Here is a 23,738-nt window from a genome sequence, read left to right as displayed (position 1 = left end):
CAAGGAACGGCCATGAAGATCCTCCTCGTCGGTGCCAGCGGCACCCTCGGCCAGGCAGTCGCCCGTCAGCTCGGCCAACAGCATCAGATTCTCGCCGCCGGCCGCCGCAGTGGCGAACTGCGTGTGGACCTGACTGACGACGCCAGCGTCGCCGAACTGTTCGCCCGCACCGGTGCAGTCGATGCGGTGATCTCCACCACCGGCTCGGTGCATTTCGGACCGCTGCAGGAGATGACGCCGGCACAGTTCAACAGCGGCCTGCAGGACAAGCTGCTGGGCCAGGTGCGGCTGGCACTGGCCGCCCAGCACCACCTCAATGCCGGTGGCTCGATCACCCTGACCAGCGGCATCATCAGCGCGCAGCCGATCCGCGACGGCGTCAACGCCACCGCAGTGAATGCCGCACTGGAAGGCTTCGTGCGCGCTGCCGCACTGGAGCTGCTGCCGCGCGGCCTGCGCATCAACGTGGTCAGCCCGAACGTACTGATCGAATCGATGGCGGCCTACGGCCCCTACTTCCCGGGCTTCGAAGCGGTAAGCGCGCAACGCGCGGCGCTGGCCTTCCAGCGCGCGGTGGAAGGCATCCAGAGCGGCGAGACGATCACGGTCTGGTAAGAAAAAGGGGACGGAGGGGATCAAGTCGTTTTCGTCCGCCGGGCATGGCCCGGCGCTACCGGGAGCGCGTCCCCTTTTTCATTCCCAGCGCATCGGGCCGTCGCCGCGTTCGCCGAGAACGTCGCCAGGATTGGCCAGGCGGCAATGCTGCAGTGACAGGCAGCCACAGCCGATGCAGCCGGTCAGTTCATCGCGCAGCAGCTGCAACATGTGGATGCGCTCTTCCAGCTCGGTGCGCCAGCGCGCGGACAGCTTGGCCCAGTCAGCCTTGGTCGGTGCACGGCCTTCAGGCAGGCTCTCGAAGGCGCGGCCGACCGCTTCCAGTGGCATGCCCACCCGCTGCGCAACGCGGATCACCGCCAGCCGGCGCAGCACGTCGCGGCTGTAACGGCGTTGGTTGCCCGAGGTGCGCAGGCTGCTGATCAGCCCCTTGCGCTCGTAGAAATGCAGTGCGGAAACGGCCACGCCACTGCGCTGCGAGACCTCGCCAACGCTGAGTTCCTGGGATGCCATTGCTTGACCTCAACTATAGTTGAGGTGGCATGCTGCTATCTTCGCCGCCCGTTGACAAGCGCGGCCCGCCCCTGACCGGTATGACCCCGACCCTCTCTCCCGCCGACACCCGCCTGCCGGCTGACACATCGATCCTGTCCGCGCGCTACCGCGCCACCACCCTCGGCATGGTCGCGCTGGTCGCGCTGCACGCCTTCGAAGCATTGGCCGTCGCGGCCGCGATGCCCACGGTGGCCGAAGCACTCAGCGGCCTGCGCCTGTATGCGCTGGCCTTCGGTGGCACACTGGCCACCAGCGTGATCGGCATGACCCTGGCCGGACGCTGGGCCGACCGCCAGGGCCCGGCACGGCCGCTGTGGTACGGCCTGGCCTGCTTCGTGCTGGGCCTGCTGCTGGCCGGCTTCGCCGTGCGCATGGGCATGCTGGTGGCCGGGCGCCTGCTGCAGGGCCTGGGTGCGGGCGCGATTTCGGTCTCGCTGTACGTGATGGTCGGCCGCAGCTACCCCGAGCACCTGCGGCCGAAGGTGTTCGCGGCATTCTCGGCGGGCTGGGTGGTGCCCTCGATGGTCGGCCCGGCGCTGAGCGGCCTGATCGTCCAGCATCTCGGCTGGCGCTGGGTGTTCCTGGCGGTGCCGCTGCTGGCAGTCCCTGCTGCCCTGTTGCTGCGGCCTGCGCTGGCGCGCATGCAACCCTCCGCCGACAGCAACGACGACGAGGGGCGCGGCAACGTCGTACGTTGGGCCAGTGGTGCATCGCTGGCGGCGCTGCTGCTGTACTTCGGCGGCCAGCAGCACGGTCCGACCGCCCTGCTCTGCATCAGCGTGGCGATGCTGGCGCAGCTGCTATGCGTGCATCGCCTGCTGCCGGCCGGAACGCTGATCCTGCGCAGGGGCCTGCCCAGCGTGATCGCACTGCGCGGCATCGCCGCCGCCGCATTCTTCGCCTGCGAAGCCTACCTGCCGCTGCTGCTTCAGCGCGAACGCGGGCTCCCGCCCAGCTGGGCCGGCGCGGTGCTCAGCCTCGGCGCACTCGGTTGGTTCGCTGGCTCCTGGCTGCAGGGTCACCAGCAGCGCGGCTGGTCACGCCAGCAGCTGCTGCGCGTCGGCACGGCGATGATGACGGTCGGCATCGCCGCAACGCTTGCGGTGTTGTTCAATGCAGTGCCATTGCCGGTGGCACTGGTGGGCTGGACGGTCACCGGTTTCGGCATGGGCATGATCTACGCCAGCCTCTCGGTACTCACGCTTTCGCTGTCAGCAGCGCATGAGCAGGGTGCCAACACGTCGGCCCTGCAGCTGAGCGAGGCCCTGTCGGTGACCACCGCGCTGGCGGTCTCCGGTGCGTTGTTCGCGCTGTTCGTGGAAAGCGCGCCGCACACCGGCTACCTGCTGTGCCTGGCGATCACCTTCGGCCTGGCGGTGCTGGCTGCGGTGATCGCGCGGCGGGTGTAGCGCCGCCGGGTTTCGGCAGTGCCGGTCGCTGGCCGGCACCATCACGGGATTCCCGCGTGCGCGGAGAGTGCCGGCCAGCGGCTGGCACTACCGCGTCCCCGTCCCCACGTCATCGATATCCCGGTGCAGGATGCGCCGCACTTCCAGCACCGCTTGCGGGGTCTCCTGCACGCTGTGGCCGGAAATGATGACCTTCTCCGACTGTGCACCCGGCAGATGCGCACTCCAGTACGGCACCAGTCCGTCATCGGACTTGTCCACCGGCAGCTCCGGCTTGCGCTGGGCGATGATCGAGTGGTACTTCAGTCCCGCTTCGATCGGCAGCTGCGCTGCGGCCTTGACGAACGGATCGCTGGCCTTGAGGTTGTCGATGCTGTTGGGAATCTTCGGCTTGGCCGTGCCATCGACCTGCTGCTCGGCCTGCGCCAGCGCCATGAACACGTCCTCGAACTTGCCGAGGATGGTCAGTGGCAGGCGCACCAGCCGGCCCAGCAGGCGCCCGACCTTGTTGCCGGCAATATCGGTGCCCTGGTGCGGCGCAGCGATGAAGATCGCACGCTCCACGTTCGGCTGTGCCTTGAAATGCAGCAACGGCCCCAGCTTGTTCTGCACGCGCTTCAGACGCTCGCCCTTCAGGTCATAGTTGGCCAGCAGGTCGTTCCACAGCACGTCACCGGAATCGCTCACCAGCAGCCGCGCGAGCACGCCGCCCATGCTGTGGCCGATGTAGACCATGTCCTTCGATGCACGCGTGCTGCCATTGGGATCGAAGTGCTTCAGCGTGTCGTTGAACGCATTGGCGATCTCGTAGCGGTTCAGCGCGATCGGTGCGTTGGTCGGGTAATAGACCTGCCACACCTGGAACTGCTGGCGCAGCTCGGGGTCGCCCATGATCTCGTTGGCCAGGTTCACCCAGGCTTCCGGGCTGCTGGCCAGGCCGTGCAGCATGAAGATGATGCGGCGGTTCGGGTCCCACGGCTGCATCAGGTAGATGTGTGGCTCGCCGATGCCCTCGCTCATGCCGAACAGGGTGCGCAGTGACTGCCGGGCGAAACCGCTCTGGGCAAGCCACAGGCCGTAGGCCGCGGTGAAATTGCCGGCCAGCGGCACCTGTTCGCCGTGCAGGGTGATGCGCTCGGTAGCTTCCGGCGAATAGGCATCCAGTTCAACCCGGCGCGTCCGCATCACATCGTCCAGGCTGCTGCCTTCGAAGCGCAGCAACGCGGTGACGTTGATCGAGGACATCTCGCTGAACTCGGGCACCGAATCGTCATGCCGATGACGGCGGCCACGGCGTGCGCCCTCTTCGTCATCCTGCGGTGTCTCCGCCTTCGGGCCCTCAGGCGCGATCACCGGTGCGACCAGCTTCGGCGGGTCCATCACCATCACCAGCTCGGCACCGAAGCCATCACGGCGATAAGTACTGCGCAGCCCGACGAAGCTGACCGTGCCGGCCGGCACCAGCTGCGCGGGAATGCTCTTCAGGTTCAGCTGCTGGTAGTTGGAAGCCAGCGACCAGCTGCCAACCGAGATCGGCTTCGTGTAGTCCTCGCCAGCCAACGCAGCGGCGCGCGCGCGGACGAACAGCACCACCGCCGCCTTCTCGGCCGCGTAGTTGTAGTAGTCACGCACCTGCGTCTGCCGGTCTTCGAAGGCGCGATCCGATGGTGAGCGGCCGCTGTAGAACAGGTAGGCATAGGCGTAGCGCGCGGCTTCCAGCCAAGCGTCCAGCGCTGCGTCGCTCATCGGCGGATCGCCGGCTGCGGTCTTCTTCGGCGTCAGCGCCAGCGCGGCCTTCACCCACAGTTCGGACAGCGCAGACAGCCGCTGCTCGACATTGAGATCGTCGGTCATCAGCAGCGTGCTGCGGCAGACCAGGAAGTCCTTCTCGCACTGCGATTCGTCCAGGCCTGCCGCGCTTAGCGTCTCGCGCGCAGCGGGGCTGAGCTTGCCGGTATTGAGCACGTCGGCACGCTTGTTGACCAGCGAATCGCTGGATTTGACCTGCTTGACGGTGACCATCGCGCAACCACTGCTGCCCAGCAGCAGGAAGGCGGCGAACAACACCGGCAGCGCACGCTGCCAGCGGATCAGGAGGAGTCGAGTCATTACTGCGGGTCCTGCTCGGTGCCAGGTACGCCCTGGCGGATCACGGTGGAGAAGTGGTCGCCGCTGCCCAGGTCCAATGCACGCTGGGTGATGCGGCCCTTGTCATGCAGCTCGGCATAAGGCACGCCTGGGGTGAGTGCGCCGACCTCCTGCGCATACTCGGCCAGATACCCGGACAGCAGCAGGCGGTAGTCCAGCGGCAGGCGCGGCGCGATGTGGCGGGCCAGGTCGAAGACGATGGTGGTGCAGTTGCTGGTGAGCGTGTTGTAGAAGCCCGGCTTCGCATCCAGTTCGCGCGCCTGCGCGATGTACGCGGCAAACAGTTCCTTCAGCTGCGCGTGGTCCATGCCGTGCAGGCGGTACAGATAGACATCCTCGCCACGCGCGTTGGTGCGGGTGCGGATGATGTCGGTCTCTTCCGAGGCCACCAGGGTCATCTCGAACTTGCGGAAGAACCCGCCCAGTGCCGAAAACGATTCGCCGCGCTCCTTGCGGATCTCCAGCGAGAACACCACGTGGCGACCGTCCTCGAAACCGAACGAGATGAGGGTGTGGGCGATCGCCGGGCCCATCCAGTACGACAGCACCAGATCGGCCGAGCGCAACTGGTCCAGGTCGTATTCGCGGCGCAACCAGCGCGCGTCGTAGTCGGTTTCGCTGCGCCAGGTGAAATCGCGCACGTTGTCGAACACCACGTGGCGCCCGTCGAAGGACACCACATGCAGGCGCTGGGCCACGTCATCGGCCCACACGCGGTCCTGGCGTGGGGTCAGCAGCAGCCACCACAGGCCGGCCAGCACCAGCGCAGCGCCATACGCCATGCCGAGGCGGCGGTTGCTGCGACCACGCGCGACCCGCCACGACGCCCACAGCGCAAACAGCAGCCACAGCACCGCAATGCCCTTCGCCAGCCAGCCCGGCCCCGGCATCTGATAGGCCAGCAGCCCGGCCACCCACAGCGCTGCCAGCGCCATGGCACTTCCTGTCATCCAACGTCCTGCGGCTTTCACTGGCATCCTGTCGCGGTCCCGAAGCCGCATAGTTAGCCACAAGCGGGTTCACCGTGGCATCTACGGCCTGTTCAGGCACGCCGGCGCACCGTCTGCGGCGGTCCATGCGGCCAGGTTCACTTCACAGGAGCAACGATGGGCATCACTTCCGTGGCCGGCGTTCCGGTCCAACCCCAGCACCGCGCAACCTGCCACTGCGGCACGGTCGAGCTGCTGCTGGACCTGCCGGACGGCATCGTCGACCCGCGCCGTTGCGACTGCTCGATGTGCCGGCGCCGGGGTGCCATTGCAGCCAGCGTTGCCCGCGCGGGCCTGCAGGTCGTGCGCGGGCAGAACCACCTGCAGCTGTACCAGTTCAACACCCATGTGGCCGAGCACTACTTCTGCGACGTGTGCGGCATCTACACCCATCACCGGCGCCGCTCCAACCCGGACCAGTACGGTTACAACGTGGCGTGTCTGGAGGGCATCGACCCGTTCGCGCTGGGGGTGATCCCGGTCAACGACGGGGTCAACCACCCGGCCGACCGCGGCGCCTAGTGGCGCGCGCGCCGCAGCGGCGTGGCGACCTTCTGCCAGGGAGCCATGCCGCTGCGCCCGGCCCGCACAGGGCGTTTCAGCCAGGGCCGGCGTGGCGGCACCTGCGGCGCGTCCGCGACCGGGGGAGGAAGCGGTCTACGGCCGGGCCAGAGATGGTCGAGCAGCCACATGGCGGGTCTCCGTGGGGGACGGGGACGATCAACATTAGACCTGGGTGGGCATGGGCGGCGTGAGCGGAAGACGACAACGGGATGACGGTAGGGCCCGGAGTGGGGCTTCCTTGCTCGACGGTGCACGACGGGAATCACCGGAGCCTAGTTCCATGGTCGTGCATTGCCGCGGGCGAACGCACAGGCGGCGTCAGGCCCCGGCCGCCGCCTCCAGGAAATTGCGCAGCAGCGGCGACGGTTGCTCTGGCCGCGTGCAGAACGGCAGATCGAAGCGCGCGGCATCGCTTTCCAGCGCGCGATAGACGATCTCCTGCGGGCGGAAGCAGGCCATGCTGGCTGGAACGATTGCCACGCCAGCGTCCACCGCCACCAACGACAACACCGCATGCATGCCCTGCGCTTCCTGCACCACGCGCGGGGTGAAGCCCGCAACGGTGCACAGGCCCAGCACCTGCGCGTGGAAGCCGATGCCCTCGCCCGCTGGCCATGAAACGAACGGCTCGTCGGCCAGCATCGCGATGTTGAGCTCCGGCGCATCGGCGAGCGCATGGGCACGTGGCAGCGCAATTGCCAGGCAATCGTGGTCGAAGTCGTGCAGCACCAGCTCGGCGGCGGGAATCGGTGGAATCAGCACGCCGACGTCGATGCGCTGCTCACGCAGCCACAACTGCTGCTGACGCGATGTGGCTTCCTGCAGGTGCAGCTGTACCTGCGGGTACTGCTGGCGGAAGCGGCGGATCAGGCCAGGCAGGCGCCCATACAGCGCACTGCCCACATAGCCCACGCGCAGGCTGCCGGACTGCCCGGCGGCGGCGGCGCGGGTGCGCTGCAGCGCCTGCTCGGCCTGCTGCAACGTTGCCCGCGCCTCCACCAGCAACGTCTGCCCGGCCACGGTCAGGCCCAGGGTGCGATTGCCGCGCACGATCAGTTCGCTGCCCAGTTCGTCTTCCAGGCGTCGTATCGCCGCCGTCAGCGGGGGCTGCGACATGTGCAGGCGCGCTGCAGCGCGGTGGAAATGCAGCTCTTCGGCCACGGCCACGAACTGGCGAAGCAGGCGCAGGTCGATCATCTCGGTGCCGGCAGTGGAAACCTGCCTAGGGTACGCCGTCAGCTGCGCGCGTCCACACTGGCGCGGGCGATGGCCGGCCACTGCAGTGCGACCGATTCGATGCTGTCAGCAGTCACCGCACGCAGATCGCGCGGGTACGCCACATGCTCGGCTTCCTGCAGGCGCAGTGCATGGAACTGCCCGTTGCTGGCACGCAGTGTCCACCCACCTTCCTGGCAGCGCGTGGATGCCAGATAGGCCACCCCTTGCGCAACAGCTTCCGGATGCAGTTCGTCGGGCTCGCCTTCGATGCCCCACATGCGTGTCTTCGCCACCGGCGAAACAGCGTTGACCACGATGCCATGCTCGGAGCCTTCCAGCGCCAGAACATTGACCAGGCCAAGCGCAGCCAGCTTGCCCATTGCATAGGCGGACAGTCCACGCTGTGCGTACTGCGGATACAACGCGCGATCCGACGTAGTGATGACGATGCGTCCACCACCGGCCTCGCGCATCGCCGGCCATGCCGCCTGCGCCAGCCACAACGGCGTCTTCGCCGCCAGGCACAGCATCTGCTCCAGCGCATCGTCCTCGACCGCTTCCAGCGGCTGGTACTCGACCCAGCCCGCGTTGTGGATCAGGAAGTCGATGCGGCCGTGCGCCTGCGGCAGCTCCTGCACCAGCGCATGGCAACCGTCGCGATGGCCGATGGGACCGCTTGCGGCCTGCACCTGCAGACCCTGCGCCTGCAGCACTTCGACGCTGCGCAGGATGCGCTGCGGATCTGCGCCTCGGCCATCGGTACCGGCACCGACGTCATGCATCAGTACCTGCGCACCGCGCTCGGCCAGCAGGCGGCTGTAGGCCAGGCCGAGTCCACCGGCGGCACCCGTCACCAGGCCAACCTGACCTTCAAAGGAAATTCGGGAAATCGGCTGCATCGGCACAGCTTCGGCCATGCACCCAGGTTGCGGCCAATACCATTGACCACGCCGCACGATACGCCCGCGCTATCACCGAAAAAGGGGACGGAGGGGATTAAGTCGTTTCAGGCACAGCAGGGCCAGTTACGACTTAATCCCCTCCGTCCCCTTTTTCCTAGCGACTGAAGCGGCGGGCGCCTGCCACGCAGATCACCGCGACCGCGGTCACCAGCACCATGCTGAGGCTGACCGATTCGTGCAGCAGCAGCGCGGCCAGGGCCAGGCCGAAGAACGGCTGCAGCAACTGCAACTGGCCGACAGCGGCGATGCCGCCCTGCGCCAGCCCGCGGTACCAGAACAGGAAGCCGATCAGCATGCTGAACACCGCCACGTAGCCCAGCGCCCACCACGCCGAGGCACCGACCGCAGTGAACGAGGCCGGGCGCATCAGCACCGTCAACGGCAGCATCACCGGCAACGCCAGCAGCAGTGCCCAGCTGATCACCTGCCAGCCGCCCAGATGACGGGCCAGCCGGCCGCCTTCGGCATAGCCCAGCCCGCACACCACGATGGCCGCGAGCATCAGCAGGTCAGCCTGCAAGGACGCCTCGATGCCGTTGCGCACCGCATAGCCCACCACGCAGGCGCTGCCCAACAACGAGAACAACCAGAACGCCGGGCGCGGCCGTTCGCCACCGCGCAGCACGCCGAACAGCGCAGTGCTCAGCGGCAACAGGCCGAGGAACACGATGGTATGTGCCGATGACGCGTGGCGCAGCGCAAGCGCGGTCAGCAGTGGAAAACCGACCACAACGCCGAGGCTGACCACCACCAGCCCAGGCAGGTCACCGCGCCGCGGCCACGGCTGGCGCAGCATAAGCAGCAGCGCCAGGCCAAGCACGGCGGCGATGGTGGCGCGTGCGGCGGTGACGAACCCGGCATCCAGCTGCAGCACCGCCAGGCGGGTGGCCGGCAACGAGCCCGCGAAAATCACCACCCGATGAAGCCATTGATCCAACCGCTCGCCGACCGTTCCACGCCTGTGATCCTGAAGTGCCAGGCGACGCCTGGCGGAGCCTGTATGGAAGCATCCATGGCGGAACCGCCCCAGCTACAATCCAGTACAGTCGCAAAGAACTGTATTGCCCACACTTCCACTACAGTGCTGACATGCCACGTCCGCTTACCCGCATCGAATCGGTCATCCAGGCGGTCCGCAACCGCATCACCGCGCGGGTCGATGGCCCCGGCTCCCGCCTGCCTTCGGTGCGCGCGCAGGCGGCAGCGATGGGGGTGTCGGTCTCCACCGTGGTCGAGGCCTACGAGCGCCTGGCGGCCGAAGGCCTGATCAGTGCACGCGCAGGCTCGGGCTTCTACGTCAGTGGCCCGGCCGCACCGCTGGCGCTGGCCGAAATGGAGCCACGGCTGGACCGCGCGGTGGATCCGCTGTGGGTGTCACGGCAATCGCTGGAAACGCCCGCGGGCGATCTCAAGCCAGGGTGCGGCTGGATGCCCAGTAACTGGCTGTATCACGATGGCATGCGCCGCGGCCTGCGTCGGCTGGCGCGTGCCGATGCAGTGCATCTGGTCGACTACGCCGGCCCACTCGGGCTGCCCGCGTTGCGCCAGCTGCTGCAGAGGCGCAGCGCCACGCTCGGCATCGATGCACCGATGGAGCAGATCCTGCTGACCGAATCCGGGACGCACGCGGTCGACCTGATCTGCCGTTTCCTGCTCAAGCCCGGCGACTGCGTGCTGGTCGATGACCCGAGCTACTTCAACTACCACGCGCTGCTGAAGGCGCACCAGGTACAGGCAGTGGGTGTGCCGTACACGCCCACCGGCCCGGACCTTGAAGCGTTCGATCGTGCATTGCAGGACCATTCGCCGCGGCTGTACATCACCAATTCCGGATTGCACAACCCGACCGGTGCGGTGCTTTCGGCCAGCACCGCGCACCGCCTGCTGGGCCTGGCCGAACGCAGCGAGTTGATCATCGTCGAGGACGACATCTTCGCCGACTTCGAACTGCAGCCGGCGCCGCGGCTGGCTGCGCTCGACGGGCTGTCACGGGTGATCCACGTCGGCAGTTTCTCCAAGACGCTGTCGGCAGCCTCGCGCTGCGGCTACATCGCTGCACGCCATGACTGGATCGAAGCGTTGACCGACCTGAAGCTGGCGACCAGCTTCGGCGGTGGCCATCTGGCCGCGCAGCTGATGCACATCGCGCTGACCGACAGTGGCTACCGACGCCACATGCAATCGGTGCGTTCGCGATTGGCCGATGCCCGCCGGCACACGCTGCGCAAGCTGCACACGCTGGGAATCACGCCGTGGCTGCAACCGGAAGCGGGCCTGTTCCTGTGGTGCCAGCTGCCCGATTGCCGTGATTCCGCCGCGCTGGCCCGGCAGTGCCTGCGCGAGGGCATCGTGCTGGCACCGGGCAACGCGTTCAGCCAGTCGCAGCGCGCGGCCGACTATCTGCGCTTCAACGTATCGCAATGCCAGGACGCACGGATCTGGCAAGTGCTGGCGCGGGCATTGCGCTGAGCTGGATGCAAGCCGGTCAACGCAGCTAGGAGTGTTCCGCAGCAAAGGCACTTGCATGCCACGGTACAGTGGTATGTCCCCTGCTGCAGGAATCCGCGCATGTCCACGTTCTCCGACCCACAGGCGGTGGCCCGCTATGCCGAAGCGCCACTGCGCCAGGTGCCTGGGTTCCTCGCGTTGCAGCAGATGAGCCGCCTGCTGCTGGCCGAACGTGTTCCTGCGCAGGGCCGCGTACTGGTACTCGGTGCCGGTGGCGGGCTGGAGCTGAAAGCCTTTGCCGAGGCGCAGCCGGGCTGGCAGTTGCTGGGCGTGGATCCGGCCGCGCCGATGCTCGCGCTGGCCGAGCAGACACTGGGCCCGTTGAACGCACGCGTCGAACTGCTGGAAGGCTACATCGACGATGCCCCGGACGCGCGCTTCGATGGTGCCAGCTGCCTGCTCACCCTGCACTTCCTCGATGCCGCGCAGCGCCTGCACACGCTGCGCGAGCTGCACAGGCGCCTGCAGCCCGGCGCGCCGCTGGTGGTGGCGCACCACAGCGTGCCGCAGGATCCGGCCGGCAAGCTCCGCTGGTTGCAGCGCTACGCCGCGTTCGCCCATGCCTCGGGTGTTGCCCACGCCGATGCGCAGCGCGCGATCGAGGCCATTGCCGAGCGGCTGCCGCTGCTGGCGCCCGAACAGGAGGTCGCCCTGCTGCAGGAGGCCGGCTTCGACGGCGTGGAGCTGTTCTATGCAGGCTTCAGCTTCAGGGGCTGGGTGGCGTACGCCGGGTGATGCCTACGGCACCACGGTGATGCCGATGCGCTGCATCAACAGCGCCACCTGCTGCACATCCAGCGTGGCGCCACGCAGGTTGGTGCTGCGCAGGTCTAGCTCACCCAGCTCCGAGTGGGTCAGGTCACAGCCGGTGAAGTTGGCGCTGCTCCAGTCGATGCCCTCGAACTGGCCACCGGACAGGTCCGAGCCGGCGAAGCTGGCGCCGCTGACGTTTGCACCGTCCCAGCGGTTTTCCCACAGCTCGCACTTTTCCAGCGTCACCCGCGAGAAATTGGCATAGCGCAGGTTCGACTTCTTGATGAAGGCACTGCAGAACCCGCTGCGCGGGTGATCTGGTTCATGAAGCTGGCGTTGCTGAAATCCGCGCCTTGCGCGCGGCACTCGCTGATTTCCAGGCCCAATGCCTTGACGAAATTGAAGTGGCACATGCTGATGTCGCAGCTGCGGAAGCTGGCTTCCTTCAGCGTGGCGCCGTTGAAGCGGCAGCCACTGCGGCTTTCGGCGTCATAGAAGCTGCAGTTGATGAACTCGGTGGCAGTCAGGTCCACGCTGGAAAAATCGCATTCGTGGAACTGCTGGTCGACCACTTTCTGGCCGGTGTACTGGTCCGCGCCGATGCGCAGCTTGCGATGAACGGTGGGGGACATCGTGGATTCCATGCCAGGTGCCCCGCCATGATGCCGGGCCGCGAGGGCGATCCATAGACGTGGGCGCGGGAGGATTCACCGGCAGTCCAGCCGCGCTGTGTCCCCGATGCCAATTGCACGTTGTTGCACATTTATGCACGAATGTGCAGACTTATGGCATGAGCTCAGACCCCAGCCCCCTCCCCGCCCAACGCACTCGGCAGATCCTCGAAGAACTGCGCCAGCAGGGCCGCGTGGTCGCTGCCGAACTGGCGCGCCGCTATGCCGTCTCCGAAGATTCGATCCGCCGCGACCTGCGCGAGCTGGCCGCACAGGGCCTGTGCCAGCGTGTCTACGGCGGCGCCGTGCTGCCACCGCCCAAGGAACGCCCGCTGCGCGAGCGCCTGACCCGCGACCGCGGCGACAAGGCCGAGCTGGCCGCCCGCGTCTGCGCGTTGCTGCAACCCAATCAGGTTGTACTGCTCGATGCCGGTTCAACCAACCTGGCGATCGCCCAGCAGTTGCCGCCCGCCCTCGGCTTGACGGTGATCACCAATGCGCCACAGATCGCCACGGCCGCCAGCATGCTTGATGGCACCTCGGTGCAGCTGATCGGCGGCCGCCTGGCCAGCGGTGGCGGTGCGGTCGGCGCAGAAGCACTGGCCCAGGTGCAGCGCCTGCGCGCCGACGTGTACCTGCCCGGCCCCTGCGCGGTGGACGGCGATACTGGTGTATGGGCAATGGATGCAGAAGAGGCCACGCTGAAGCGCGCGATGGTCGCGTGCAGCAGCCGCGTCATCGTCGCCGCCACTACTGAAAAGCTCGGTGCCCGCGGCCACTGGCAGATCGCCAGCCTCGACGAGATCGACGACCTGGTGCTGACCACCACCGCGCCGCCCGCATTGGCGGCGCGCTTCCGCGCCGCCGGCATCGCGGTACACCCCACTCCCCCCTGACCGTATCGCTCATGTCCCTTGCCAACCGCGCGCGTGCCGAACAGCACGCGACCCGCGCTGCGTTCTTCATTCCCGGCTTCGCCACCGCGCTGTGGGCCACCCTGGTGCCGTTCGCCAAGGCACGCACCGGGATCAACGACGCCACGCTGGGGCTGGTACTGCTCTGCCTCGGTGCCGGTTCGCTGCTGGCAATGCCGTTGTCCGGCGTGCTGGCCGCGCGCCTCGGTTGCCGGCGGGTGATGGTGGCCAGCAGCCTGCTGATCTGCCTGACCGTGCCCGGCCTGGCCCTGGCCGGCTCGGCCTGGAAACTGGGGCTGGTGCTGTTCGTGTTCGGCGCCGCCGTGGGCGCGATGGACTGCACGATGAACGTACAGGCCGTCATCGTCGAGCGCGAAGCACGGCGCGTAATGATGTCCGGCTTCCATGCCTTCTTCAGCATCGGTGGTTTCCTCGGCGCGGCCACCATGACCGTGCTGCTGTCCGCACAGCTGCCGCCCTTGGCATCGGTGCTGATCGGCGTTGGCGCCATGCTGCTGGTGATGCTGTTGTCGGCAGCGCACTGGCACAGCGAACGCATGCCGCACGACACACCGATGCTGGCCCTGCCGCACGGCATCGTGTTGTTCATCGGCGTGCTGGCGTTCGTCGCCTTCCTCGGTGAAGGCGCGATGCTCGACTGGAGCGCGGTGTTCCTCAGCGATGTGCGGCGCGTCGATGCCAGCCTGGCCGGCGTCGGCTACGTGACCTTCACCCTGACCATGACCGTGGCGCGCCTGTTCGGCGACGCACTGGTGGCGCGCGTCGGCCGCCAGCGCGCGATCGTCTTCGGTGCTCTGCTTGCCACTGCGGGCGTGCTGGTGCTGACCCTGGTCACGCCGTGGCAGGCGTCGCTGGTCGGCTACGTGTTGGTCGGCCTCGGTTGCGCCAACATCGCGCCCGCGCTGTTCTCGCTGGCCGGTCACCAGACCCGCATGCCCGGCGCGCTGGCGATCACTGCCGTGTCCACGCTCGGCTTTGCCGGCATCCTTGCCGGACCGGCACTGATCGGCTTCGCCGCAGACCATTTCGGCCTGATCGCCGCGTTCGTCGGCGTGGCCACGGCCTTGTTGTTGGTGGCGGTGTCCACGCGCTGGCTGCGGGTGTAGCCCAGGGCATCAGCGCCGCCTGCGCCGCAGCTTCATCCGCAATCGCCGATAGCCGATCACCGTCGCCGTGGCACACAGTGCGGTGCCAGCAGCGCTCAGCAGCAGCAGCACCGCCAGCCGGGTACCTTCCTGGCGCAGCATCGCCGGCAGGTCCCAGCTGTGCAGGAAGTAGAACAACCAGCGCCCCACCCGCTCGCGATGCCCCATCGTCAGCAACGGATCGCCGGTCGCCAGATCGAGATAGACGCGCGTCGCCTCGGCATCACCGAAGTCCACCACGGCCACCGGGAAGCGGCGCACTGCTGCGCCGTTCATGGCTTCCGGTGCACGCGGATAGAAGTAGGCATCCGCTGTCTGCTGCACCACGAAGCCCTGCATCGGCGCAGCGGACAGCGCACGCGCCTTCTGCTGCAGCCACGCGGCCGGCAGCAAGTGCGCAACCTGCAGATGCTCGTCGCTGCCGGACACGATGCGGGTCTCGCCCTGCCCGTCCAGCAGCACCGCGAACAGCTCACCACCGATGCGCCGCCACTGGATCTCAACTGGGCGGAAGCACTCAGCATCGGCCACCGCCAGAAGCTTCGCCGGATCGCCCAACGCGCCATCCACCGCCACAGCGCCGCCACGATAGCGCCCACCGTCGATCGCAGCATGCGTGCTGCTGAAGACACCCAATGGATTCATCGACATCAGGCCACTGAAGATCCAGGTGAACACGAAGGCCGCTGCCACCAGACCGATCAGATGGTGCCAGCGCATCCACGGCTCGACGTACGGTGTCTTCGCACCGGAACGATAGTGCCCACGGAAACGCCAGCGCCACACACCCACCACGATGCCGCTGACCGCCGCCAGCGTGCACAGTGCGGACAGCACGATCACCACCCACGTCCACACTGGATCCACCGACTGCATGCGCAGGAAATACAACCAGTGCAGCCAGGCACCCACGTAGTTCCAGCGCTGCTGCACATGCGGGGCGTCCAGCACCACTTCGCCGGTACGCGAAGACACATACACGTCGCCCGGTTGCTCACCGCCCACCTCGACGCGATACAGCGGCCGATGCGCATCCAGAGCGCGCGAATGCGTCCAGCGGTCCTCGTCCAGGCGCATCGCACCCACGAAGGCCGGGCCGCCCGCGAACTGTGCAGCGGACGCTTCGGCACGCTGTGCCGACACCGGCAGCAGCGCCTGGCCGGTCACGGCAGACCAGGCGCCCACGTTGCTGCCACTTCGCACCACATACGCCGGCTCGCCACGCAGTGTGGTCAATGCCACAGCCTCCGGCTCGGCCTGCACGGCAGCCGGCAGTACCGACAGCCCCTGCAGGTCGCGGGCCTCACCCAGCACCGGCAACGCCGCCAGCCGCTCACCGGGTGTCAGCTTCGGGTAACCAATGAACAGCATCACCATGCCGCTGACGAACCACAGCAGCATCAGCAGGCATCCGCCGATGCCCAGCCAGCGGTGCACCAGGTAGGTCCAGCGCTTGGCGGTGGATCGCAGCGTCATCGCCAGCGTCCTCAGAAGCGATGGTCAACAGTGAATTCGACGCGCCGGTCTGCACCCAGCAACCACTGCGTACTGGTGTAGTACGCGGTGGCGTAGTACGCCTTGTCGAACACGTTGAACAGGCGCGCGCTCACCCGCGTGCGCGGTGCCGCCTGCCAGGTCAGCGCCAGGTCGGTGGTGCTGTAGCCGGGCAGCTCCAATGTGTTGGCGTTGTCGGCGTAGCGCTTGCCGACGTAACGCACGCCCCCCGCCGCACTCCAGTCCGGTGCGAACTGCCAGCTGAGCCACGCACTGGCCAGGCGCTCGGCCACGTTAGGCGGCACGTTGCCATCACGCGATACCAGCACCGCCGGCGAACCCGTGGTTTCCAGGAAGTCCTCGAATTCGGCCTTCAGCACCGTCGCGTTGGCATCCAGCGTCCAGTGCGGCGCGACATTCCAGGTCAACGACGCTTCAATACCGCGCGAGGTCTGCGCGCCCACCTGCACGCGGCGATCAGGCACCAGCGGATCGCGGCTGAGCAGCCCGGTCTTGCGGATGCGGTACGCCGCCAGCGTCCACTCGCCACCGTCGAACGCCTGCTTCAGGCCCACCTCGATCTGCCGCCCCTTGGCTAGATCGAACGCTCCATTCGCGGGGCTGATCATCAGCAGTCCACTGACCGGATCTGCCGCCTGCGAGTACTGCGCATACAGGCTCAGCGTCGGCTGCAGCGCAAATACCGTGCCGGCGCGCCAGCCGGTGCTGCTGTAGGTTTTCGAGAACGCGTTCTGGCCACTGATCAGATCGGTGCGATCGATGCGCGCGCGATCGTGGCGCAGGCCAGCCAGCACCGACCAGCGCTCGCTCAGCGCCAACCGGTCTTCCACGAACAGCGCGTACTGCTCGGCGGCGTTGCGGTAGCGCGGCAGGTTCGGCGCGTCGCTGGCGAACTGGCCCGGCACCGGATGGAACGGATCGACCGGGCCGGAGCTGCCCGTATAGGTGTTGTTGGTGTGCTTGAAGTGCGCGCGGTTGGCGTCCAGGCCCACCGCGAAGCTGTTCGCCCTACCGCCCACATTGCCCTGCACGCGCAGCGTCGAGGTCAGCCCGGTCTGGTCCTGGTTGTGGGTGATCTGGGTGTTGCCCGAGCGATCGATCAGGCCGGTGCGCGGGTTGTAGACATAGGCCTCGGCGTTGCGCCAATCGCGCTGGCTGTCGATCTGGTAGAGGCGCGTGCGCCATTCCACGTTCGCGTTCGGTGTCCACAGCGCATCAAGCTGGGTCCAGCGGTCGCGATAACGGATCTCGCTGTCGTCCACGTTGTAGTTGCGATGGCGCAGCGCGTCCAACTGGCGTCCCTCCACCAGCGGCTTGCCGAAGTAGCGCATCGGCTTCTGATGGCCCTGCGCGTGGGTCAAGGTCAGCTGCAGGTCGGTGCGCGGCTGCCACAGCAGCGCGCCGGAGAAGGTGGCATCGCCGTTGCGTCCCCGATCGACCCAGCCACCGCTGTAGTTGCCGCTCACATCCAGCCGGTAGGCCAGCTCGGGCGTCAGCGCGCCGCCACTGCCGAAACCCAGGCGCGCGGTGTCCTCGCTACCCACGGTCACGCTGATCTCGTTTTCGATGGCGCCGCGCGAGGGCTTCTTCGGCACGATGTTGATCACCCCGCCGATCGCACCGTCGCCGTGGATGACCGAGGCCGGCCCGCGCAGTACTTCGATGCGCTCGATCGACCAGGTATCGAACGGGAAGGTGATGCCCACGCCGCCGTACTGGCGCAGCCCGTCGTACAGGCGCATCACCGAGGCGCCATCGGTGAAGCCGCGGCTGGACAGCGCACTCAGGCCATTGCCCGGATGCGGCATCGCACTGATCGCACCCGCTCGGCTGATCGCATCGCTGAGGTTGCTGTCGCCGCGCTGATCCAGCTGTTCGCGCGAAATTACCGTCAGGCTGGCCGGCGTCTGCAGCACGCTCAAGCCCAACGCAGAGCCTGCGCTGGCGGTGGATGACAGCTCACCGCTGCGAGCATCGACCACGCGCACGGTCTCCAGCGTGGTCGGGGGTGCCGCGTCGGCGGCAAGCAGGGGCGCAGCATGCAGGAGCAACGCGCACAGGACAGGCAGCGTCGCCCGTCGCAGGCGCGCGGAGTTGGGGTTCGTTTTCATTTTTTCACGGCATGCAAGGCCACCCCGCGATGGCAGGGCAGCAATCAGAAAGGGACAGACACGCGCGTGCGGGCACCGGCCGTGGCCGGCAACCTCATGGAAAAACGATCAGTGCAACGCGCGTGCGGCTCAGGCAGCCATCAGTGCCGGTGGCCCACGCGCTCCCAACGTGCCGCCGATTCGTTGCGGCAACGCCTGCACCGCGCCGCGCAGTGCGCGGCACACCGGTACCATCGGCGCCAACAGCAGCACGGCCGCCACCAGCAGGGTGATCAGCCGTGCAGCGATCAGGCAGTAATCGCAGTCCACACCCATCTCGTGATCGGCATGCGGATCGGCGGGCGGCTTCTTTGCGGTCTCGCCGTGCGGCATGGCCATTGCGTGATGGTCGTGGTGCCCTTCCATCGCGTGCAGCGCGTGCTCTGCGTGCATTGCGTGGTCCATGGCTGCCACCGGCGCAGCGGCAGCCACGTGACCCTGCGCAAGCCAGCGGCTCACCAGCGGGGCGAGCAGCACCAGCAGCATGGCAAGCCAAGCCAGGGCCTGGAACCGGCGGTGGAGGACAGAATGACGCACCCGGCCATTCTACGGGCCTGTGCCCAACCTTGGACCCCGTTCAGGGTTTGCCCCCTGCGACACGGTGACGCAGGAGCTCGCCTCGCGCGGCGACATGTGAACGCACCACACCGCGGTCCCTGCGCTTGCGGGCTCTGCCTCGCCAACGTTAGGGTTCAATTGGCCACGGCAAGGAGCCAGAGGAATCTGCATGACCACCCGCATCACACACCGGCAGCGCATCAGCCTGCTCGGCCTGACCGCGCTGCTTGCTGCCTGCGCCGACAAGGGGCCGCCCCCACCGCCAGAGCCGCTGGAACTCTCACAGCCCATCGCCGTGGACGCGCCCGGCCAGCAGGTGCAGTTCGAGTTCGAAACCACGGCGCGCAATTTTGCCAGCTACCGCACTTATGCGGTGGAACTGGAACTGCAGCGGCGAAGTCCAGCCACAACGGGCACGCCCGATATAGCAAGTATCAACATCCCATTCGAAGTATCCCTGCAGCGTCGGGAAGGCACTACCTGGCAGGAGATTGCAACACAGGACAGCTATCAGGCACGCGCGCGCAACGGTGTTGAGCCGCTCCCCTCGTGGCACCACTCTGAGAGCTGGCGCTATGCCTCGCTCGCATCAGGCAGCGACGGCAACTACCTCCTGAACGTGACAGCGCTGCCGCTGGAGCTCGACAGCAGATACCGGCTGCAGATTCAAACGGTCCATGCCATATCAGGACTGCAAGACTATTCGGCAAGGCTAGTCGTGCACGCCTCGCGTCCTGCAGGGAAGTGACACCATTCATTCGAAGGAACGAAGGAGTTTCCATGAACAAGCCCCGCTACAGCCTGGACATTGTCATTGCCGCACCCGGCACCCCACTGCTCGATCCCGATTCGGGAAAGCAGCAGCTGACGCCCGATGGCACTCCTGATACTTCCGGGCCTGGCCACATGTTCTATGTTCTGCATGCTACAGGTAAAGCGGCGCAGAGTTTCGGCTTCGCACCCGTCGAGCATGGCAGCATGAATGGTCCCGGGCGCATCGTCAGAGACGACGTGAAAGTCTATAAGGACCCCGCCCATGTCCGCACCATCGAAATCACCGAAGCCCAGTACAACAAGCTCAAGGCGTTCGGCGACGATCCAGTGAAGTACGGCTTCAGCAAGCACTATGCCGACGTGCGCCACAACTGCGTGGACTTCACCTGGGGCGCATTGAATCACGCCGGCATCCAGCGCAAGCACAGCCTGGACGTGAACAGCATCGGCGGCCCCGTTGGCCAGTTGCTGCCCGATGTCCGCATTCCGCTGGGCGTCCAGTCACAGGGCAAGGACGGCTATCGTCCGCTGCGCAACATCCATGGCGTGGACAGCATTGAGCCCCCTTTCCCCAACAGCGAACTCAACCGCACCACCACTCATCCCCTGCCCGAGCGCAGCTTGAAGCAGCGTCTGCTCAGCGAAACCGATGGCATTGATGGCCCCTTGGGCGAGCGTCTGTCTGCGGACGCGCGCGCACCGGGGCACAGCCTTCATGCCTTGGACCAGAAAGTGCGTACCGCACTCGCCCAGGCCAGCGAACAGCAGGGACTGCCCCCCGGCCAGGAGCACGAACGACTGGCAGGCCATCTGACCCACGCGGCGGTGCAGGCCGGCTTCAGCGAAAAGGACACGCTGCAGGTGGCATTCAGTTCAAACAGCACCGCCGAGGCACCCGGCTACGTATTCCTGCATCGCAGCGGCGACACCGCCTCGCCGGACCCTGCCGCCAATCGCCAGCGCCTGTCCCTGCTCGATACGCAGCAGGGCGATGTGGATATGCTGTATCAGAAGGCCAACGTGCAGCAGCAATCCCGCGACGCAAGCCGACTGGCGCAGGACGAGCAACAGGCACAACAGCAGGCGTCGCCGCCCATGGCCTGACCCAGCCGCATCAGGCGCTGACACCGTTCCCGCATCAACTCACGTACTGCGCCTGACCGTTCCCGAACGACCAGTTCTCCTTCTTCACTTCCACCAGATTGATGAACACATCCTCGCGGCGGATGCCCACCGCCACATGCAGTCCATCGGCGATGCCGGCGTACAGCGCCTTTTTCTGCTCCAGCGTGCGCCCTTCGTTCCAGGTGATCTGGATGCAGATGAAGTCGTCGGTGCGATCCACGCCCAGGTAGCCGGGATCGTAGATCAGCGTGCCGGGCGCGTGTTCCTGGAAGATCTGGAAGCGATCGTTTTCCGGCACCCCCACCGCGCGCATGGCCTGGTAGATGGTTTCGCCGACGCGTTGCAGGTAGTCGGCGGATTTGCCTTTGCGAAGATCGATGCGGGCGAGCGGCATGGTGGCACTCCAGAGTGGATGGGTACGACGACAGGCTGAGACTACGCCTGCCCGGGGCGGCGGGACAGCGCAGGGATGGAACCCTCTGGCTCCATGCGTGGCATGGTCCCGCCTCCGCCGCGCGGGGTGACGCGATTGCCGTGGCGGCATCCCTCCGGAGTCGTCATGTGCACGGTCGGCAGGGGCGGCGATGTGCGCCATCAGTGATGGGCCGCACTACTCGCAGGTGTCGGACGACACACATCGGGAAACGTCTGGCCTGCCTAGGGACAGTTGAGAATTTTCCTTACAGACCGATGTGATTGCCCGGCTTGAAGATCGCCGCGCCGAGGCAAGACGCCTTGGCCGGGATTGGCGTCTCGAATAAACGAATGAACACCCATCGCTGCGGTTTACGTCGCAGCAGAGAGAATGCACCGATTGCCTTCAATGGCGGCCGGTGCGTGGGGATCGACAGATCCGCCAGGCCTTCTTCTCGATGGGAGTTCGTTTGCCTTGGTACGCCAACCCGCACCGTCCGCCACCTTCACTCGGGAAGGTGGCCCTACGCCAGTGAGGGTTTCGCCATGACCAACCGCACAGCCATCCATCCCCGCCTGCACGCGCTTATCGGCGACGTCGCAGCCGACGTGCCCGGGGACCTCGCACGCGAGATCGAGTGCGCCCTGAACGAACAGAACCTGCCGACGCAGTCGGCCACGTTCTTCGCCCGACTCAATGCGATCAACCAGGCCGACGGTGATGACGGACAACCGTGCATCAGCCTCACCCTCGGCGCCAGCAATCACGCTTCGTTGCGCCGCTCACTGTCTGGGCTCGGCGCATTGCTCGACCTGCTGCAGGCCGCCGACCATGCGCGCAACGAAGGTGGCCCGGACGAACAGTTGGGCGCCTTCCATATCGACGGACTGATCGTGGCCGCACGACAGCTGGTGCGCGAGGCACATCATTGCCTCTCCAGCGGCGATGCCTGACCGGCGCGGATGTGCTCCCGCTACAATCGCGCAGGGAACGCAGGAGGCCGCAATGGACGCCGAACACCTGGAATACTTCAAGGCCGCACTGGAAGGCCGCGCAACCGTTGGCTGGAACGTCTGGTTCGCCGCCAACCAGCACGCGCTGGCACAACAGCTGAGCCGCCCTGCACTGCTGCGCTTGAAGTTCAGCACACTGGATGAAGCCGAACGCCTGCTGGCCGAAGCCGGCATCGTGCCCAGCAGTACGGCGGGCAAGCGCTACGAAATGTACTGCGCGCAGTTCTCGCCGGACGTGGTGGACGCGAACGGTCGCCCGCTACCGGCCCTCTGGCGCGCGGCGCACGGCGGTGCCATCGGCCTGCTGGCCGATGGTGGGCAGGAGGCCGGCCAGGCGAAGCTGCTCGCGGAGTTCCGCCGCGTCCGCAAGCGCGGGCTGCAGCAGGCCCATGAATGGTTGGCCGATCTGTGCTTTGAGGGCGAGATGGAACTGACCAGCGGCAATGCCGAGGTGGGCCGTGGTCTGCTTGCAGTGGTGGTGCAGGCGGGTAGCGGCCATGACCTGCTGGATGCCACGGCGATGATCGCGCGCGAGCTATTGGACGAACACGCCTGAGACAAGGCCTGTTCCCATTCACAGAAGAAAACCCCTGAGTAAATGAAGGCCAGCAGTGAGCTCAGAGAATGGCTGGGACCGCTGTAGAGCAGGACTTTCCGCCCCCTCCCCTGCGTGGCCCGCATCGACCAACAAGCTTCATGATCGTAATATCCGGTCAAGCCTTACTCGAAGGCGTTTCCGGGGATGCGAAGAATGCGTAGGTGCAGGGATGCTGCAGGTGGTGCAATTTCGCGCTTCAGGAGATTGGAATCTCAATTCCGCCAGTTGGCTGCCATAGGCACCTGGTTGTGCTTTGCGCTGCCATTCGGCCTTGGCCTATTACCATCTGCCATCGCCGCAGGCCAGGAAACAGTCACTTACATCCACACTGACGCCCTTGGCTCCGTCGTCGCCGAAACAGATGCCAATGGGAAAGTGATCAAGCGCTACGACTATGAGCCCTATGGGGCCTTGGTAGGTGGCCAGGCCACAGACGGACCGGGATACACGGGACATGTGAGCGACTCGGTCACCGGACTGAGCTACATGCAGCAGCGGTACATGGATCCACAGTTGGGGATTTTGCTATCGGTGGACCCGGTAACGGCCTATCAGAAGCCAGTTGAACAGTTCAACCGGTATCGATATGCCAACGGAAACCCTTACAAGTTCACGGATCCTGATGGGCGGGAGAGTGGTGCAGCCTTCAAGGTAGTCAACGACGCCACGAATGGGCAACCGATTACTCCTCCGCCGAGAAATCCAAGCGATAGCCTCGGACCGGCAATTGGTGTCGCGTTAACCGCAATTCTGGCGGCTCCAGTACTCGCAGAGGGTGGTCTGGCCGCAATGGCAAATCCAGGAGCGGTAGCCACTGCGGCAGAGATTGGCGCAGGAGCCGCCGGTGTCACGGGCACTTCTGGCGCAGTAGCGGGAAAGATCACCGGCTACACCAAGCACGGCTTGAATCAGGCAATCTCCCGCGATGGAGGCAGGGGGGTCTCTGCAAAGGCCATACTATCGGCAGTGAAAGAACCCGCGAAGGTTGCCGAGCAGGCCGGCGGCAAGACGGCGTACACAGGGAAGGATGCGAAAGTAGTTTTGAACGGCGAAGGGAAGGTCATAACGGCCTTCCCGAAGAATAGCGAAGGACTGAGAGACCCGAAGGTAAAGTAAAG

21 protein-coding genes and 2 pseudogenes are annotated in these 23,738 nt (G+C 66.4%); 12 read left to right on the top strand and 11 right to left on the bottom strand.

Annotation, left to right across the window (positions count from 1 at the left end):
- Positions 1-12 precede the first annotated feature (12 nt).
- Positions 13-615: a short chain dehydrogenase gene (locus DL544_RS04650; RefSeq protein ID WP_005415535.1), complete on the top strand. Its 603-nt coding sequence runs from the start codon at positions 13-15 to the stop codon at positions 613-615.
- A 78-nt stretch (positions 616-693) separates the two neighbouring features.
- Here DL544_RS04650 and soxR read toward each other — a convergent pair whose 3' ends face one another.
- The gene (soxR, locus tag DL544_RS04645; RefSeq protein ID WP_005415534.1) at positions 694-1,128 is read right to left on the bottom strand and encodes a redox-sensitive transcriptional activator SoxR; all 435 of its coding nucleotides are present in this window, start codon (positions 1,126-1,128) and stop codon (positions 694-696) included.
- Positions 1,129-1,157: 29 nt separating this feature from the next.
- Here soxR and DL544_RS04640 point away from each other — a divergent pair, with 29 nt between their 5' ends.
- Positions 1,158-2,579, top strand: coding sequence for an MFS transporter (locus DL544_RS04640; RefSeq protein WP_111007637.1), 1,422 nt, complete (start codon positions 1,158-1,160; stop codon positions 2,577-2,579).
- 87 nt (positions 2,580-2,666) lie between these two features.
- On the opposite strand, the gene DL544_RS04635 is transcribed toward DL544_RS04640, so the two are convergent.
- Both DL544_RS04635 and DL544_RS04630 read right to left on the bottom strand, forming a co-directional pair.
- On the bottom strand, positions 2,667-4,688 hold the full coding sequence (locus tag DL544_RS04635) for an esterase/lipase family protein (protein ID WP_005415532.1): 2,022 nt from the start codon (positions 4,686-4,688) through the stop codon (positions 2,667-2,669).
- Positions 4,688-5,662, bottom strand: a complete 975-nt coding sequence (locus DL544_RS04630; RefSeq protein ID WP_139728067.1) for an Lnb N-terminal periplasmic domain-containing protein — start codon at positions 5,660-5,662, stop codon at positions 4,688-4,690. Before DL544_RS04630 ends, DL544_RS04635 begins: the two co-directional genes overlap by 1 nt.
- A 171-nt stretch (positions 5,663-5,833) precedes the next feature.
- Between DL544_RS04630 and DL544_RS04625 the strand changes: the two genes are divergently transcribed.
- A complete protein-coding gene (locus tag DL544_RS04625; protein ID WP_065185816.1) occupies positions 5,834-6,238 on the top strand; it encodes a GFA family protein in 405 nt (134 codons plus the stop codon).
- Positions 6,239-6,598: 360 nt separating this feature from the next.
- Here DL544_RS04625 and DL544_RS04620 read toward each other — a convergent pair whose 3' ends face one another.
- The 3 genes and pseudogenes from DL544_RS04620 to DL544_RS04610 form a co-directional block, all read right to left on the bottom strand.
- Positions 6,599-7,477, bottom strand: coding sequence for a LysR family transcriptional regulator (locus DL544_RS04620; protein ID WP_065185815.1), 879 nt, complete (start codon positions 7,475-7,477; stop codon positions 6,599-6,601).
- Between the two features lie 38 nt (positions 7,478-7,515).
- Positions 7,516-8,415 (bottom strand): SDR family NAD(P)-dependent oxidoreductase, encoded by a 900-nt coding sequence (locus DL544_RS04615; RefSeq protein ID WP_235648629.1) that lies wholly within the window; start codon positions 8,413-8,415, stop codon positions 7,516-7,518.
- Positions 8,416-8,554: 139 nt separating this feature from the next.
- Positions 8,555-9,417 (bottom strand): annotated as a pseudogene (locus DL544_RS04610) (DMT family transporter).
- Between the two features lie 132 nt (positions 9,418-9,549).
- Here DL544_RS04610 and DL544_RS04605 point away from each other — a divergent pair.
- Together DL544_RS04605 and DL544_RS04600 are read left to right on the top strand one after the other, a co-directional pair.
- Positions 9,550-10,929 carry an aminotransferase-like domain-containing protein gene (locus DL544_RS04605; RefSeq protein WP_065177961.1) on the top strand — a complete coding sequence of 460 codons (1,380 nt, stop codon included), beginning with the start codon at positions 9,550-9,552 and terminating at the stop codon, positions 10,927-10,929.
- A gap of 99 nt (positions 10,930-11,028) precedes the next feature.
- Positions 11,029-11,703, top strand: coding sequence for a class I SAM-dependent methyltransferase (locus DL544_RS04600; protein WP_005415525.1), 675 nt, complete (start codon positions 11,029-11,031; stop codon positions 11,701-11,703).
- 3 nt (positions 11,704-11,706) lie between these two features.
- On the opposite strand, the pseudogene smqnr reads toward DL544_RS04600, so the two are convergent.
- Positions 11,707-12,353: pseudogene (gene smqnr, locus DL544_RS04595) on the bottom strand (SmQnr family pentapeptide repeat protein).
- A 158-nt stretch (positions 12,354-12,511) separates the two neighbouring features.
- On the opposite strand from smqnr, the gene DL544_RS04590 reads away from it, so the two are divergent.
- Together DL544_RS04590 and DL544_RS04585 are read left to right on the top strand one after the other, a co-directional pair.
- The gene (locus DL544_RS04590; RefSeq protein ID WP_053499766.1) at positions 12,512-13,288 is read left to right on the top strand and encodes a DeoR/GlpR family DNA-binding transcription regulator; all 777 of its coding nucleotides are present in this window, start codon (positions 12,512-12,514) and stop codon (positions 13,286-13,288) included.
- Positions 13,289-13,299: 11 nt separating this feature from the next.
- A complete protein-coding gene (locus DL544_RS04585) occupies positions 13,300-14,433 on the top strand; it encodes an MFS transporter (RefSeq protein WP_111202072.1) in 1,134 nt (377 codons plus the stop codon).
- Between the two features lie 9 nt (positions 14,434-14,442).
- Here DL544_RS04585 and DL544_RS04580 read toward each other — a convergent pair whose 3' ends face one another.
- From DL544_RS04580 to DL544_RS04570, 3 genes are all read right to left on the bottom strand, one after another.
- On the bottom strand, positions 14,443-15,948 hold the full coding sequence (locus DL544_RS04580) for a PepSY domain-containing protein (RefSeq protein ID WP_139726778.1): 1,506 nt from the start codon (positions 15,946-15,948) through the stop codon (positions 14,443-14,445).
- Between the two features lie 11 nt (positions 15,949-15,959).
- Positions 15,960-18,098, bottom strand: coding sequence for a TonB-dependent receptor (locus tag DL544_RS04575; protein ID WP_176556898.1), 2,139 nt, complete (start codon positions 18,096-18,098; stop codon positions 15,960-15,962).
- Between the two features lie 129 nt (positions 18,099-18,227).
- The gene (locus tag DL544_RS04570) at positions 18,228-18,623 is read right to left on the bottom strand and encodes a DUF2946 family protein (protein ID WP_134955759.1); all 396 of its coding nucleotides are present in this window, start codon (positions 18,621-18,623) and stop codon (positions 18,228-18,230) included.
- Positions 18,624-18,864: 241 nt separating this feature from the next.
- Here DL544_RS04570 and DL544_RS04565 point away from each other — a divergent pair, with 241 nt between their 5' ends.
- On the top strand, positions 18,865-19,443 hold the full coding sequence (locus DL544_RS04565) for a hypothetical protein (RefSeq protein WP_050562684.1): 579 nt from the start codon (positions 18,865-18,867) through the stop codon (positions 19,441-19,443).
- 32 nt (positions 19,444-19,475) lie between these two features.
- The gene (locus DL544_RS04560; protein ID WP_139726777.1) at positions 19,476-20,573 is read left to right on the top strand and encodes an XVIPCD domain-containing protein; all 1,098 of its coding nucleotides are present in this window, start codon (positions 19,476-19,478) and stop codon (positions 20,571-20,573) included.
- A gap of 34 nt (positions 20,574-20,607) precedes the next feature.
- Here DL544_RS04560 and DL544_RS04555 read toward each other — a convergent pair whose 3' ends face one another.
- A complete protein-coding gene (locus tag DL544_RS04555; RefSeq protein WP_065197119.1) occupies positions 20,608-20,988 on the bottom strand; it encodes a tautomerase family protein in 381 nt (126 codons plus the stop codon).
- A 566-nt stretch (positions 20,989-21,554) separates the two neighbouring features.
- Between DL544_RS04555 and DL544_RS04550 the strand changes: the two genes are divergently transcribed.
- From DL544_RS04550 to DL544_RS21375, 3 genes are all read left to right on the top strand, one after another.
- Positions 21,555-21,962, top strand: a complete 408-nt coding sequence (locus tag DL544_RS04550; protein WP_065185807.1) for a hypothetical protein — start codon at positions 21,555-21,557, stop codon at positions 21,960-21,962.
- A 52-nt stretch (positions 21,963-22,014) separates the two neighbouring features.
- Positions 22,015-22,578, top strand: coding sequence for a hypothetical protein (locus tag DL544_RS04545; RefSeq protein WP_065185806.1), 564 nt, complete (start codon positions 22,015-22,017; stop codon positions 22,576-22,578).
- A gap of 417 nt (positions 22,579-22,995) precedes the next feature.
- Positions 22,996-23,736: an RHS repeat-associated core domain-containing protein gene (locus DL544_RS21375; RefSeq protein ID WP_231109065.1), complete on the top strand. Its 741-nt coding sequence runs from the start codon at positions 22,996-22,998 to the stop codon at positions 23,734-23,736.
- Positions 23,737-23,738: the final 2 nt, after the last annotated feature.

This window comes from Stenotrophomonas sp. pho, from assembly GCF_006228405.1.
Taxonomy (GTDB): domain Bacteria; phylum Pseudomonadota; class Gammaproteobacteria; order Xanthomonadales; family Xanthomonadaceae; genus Stenotrophomonas; species Stenotrophomonas sepilia.
This window is presented reverse-complemented; position numbering and strand designations above follow the sequence as displayed.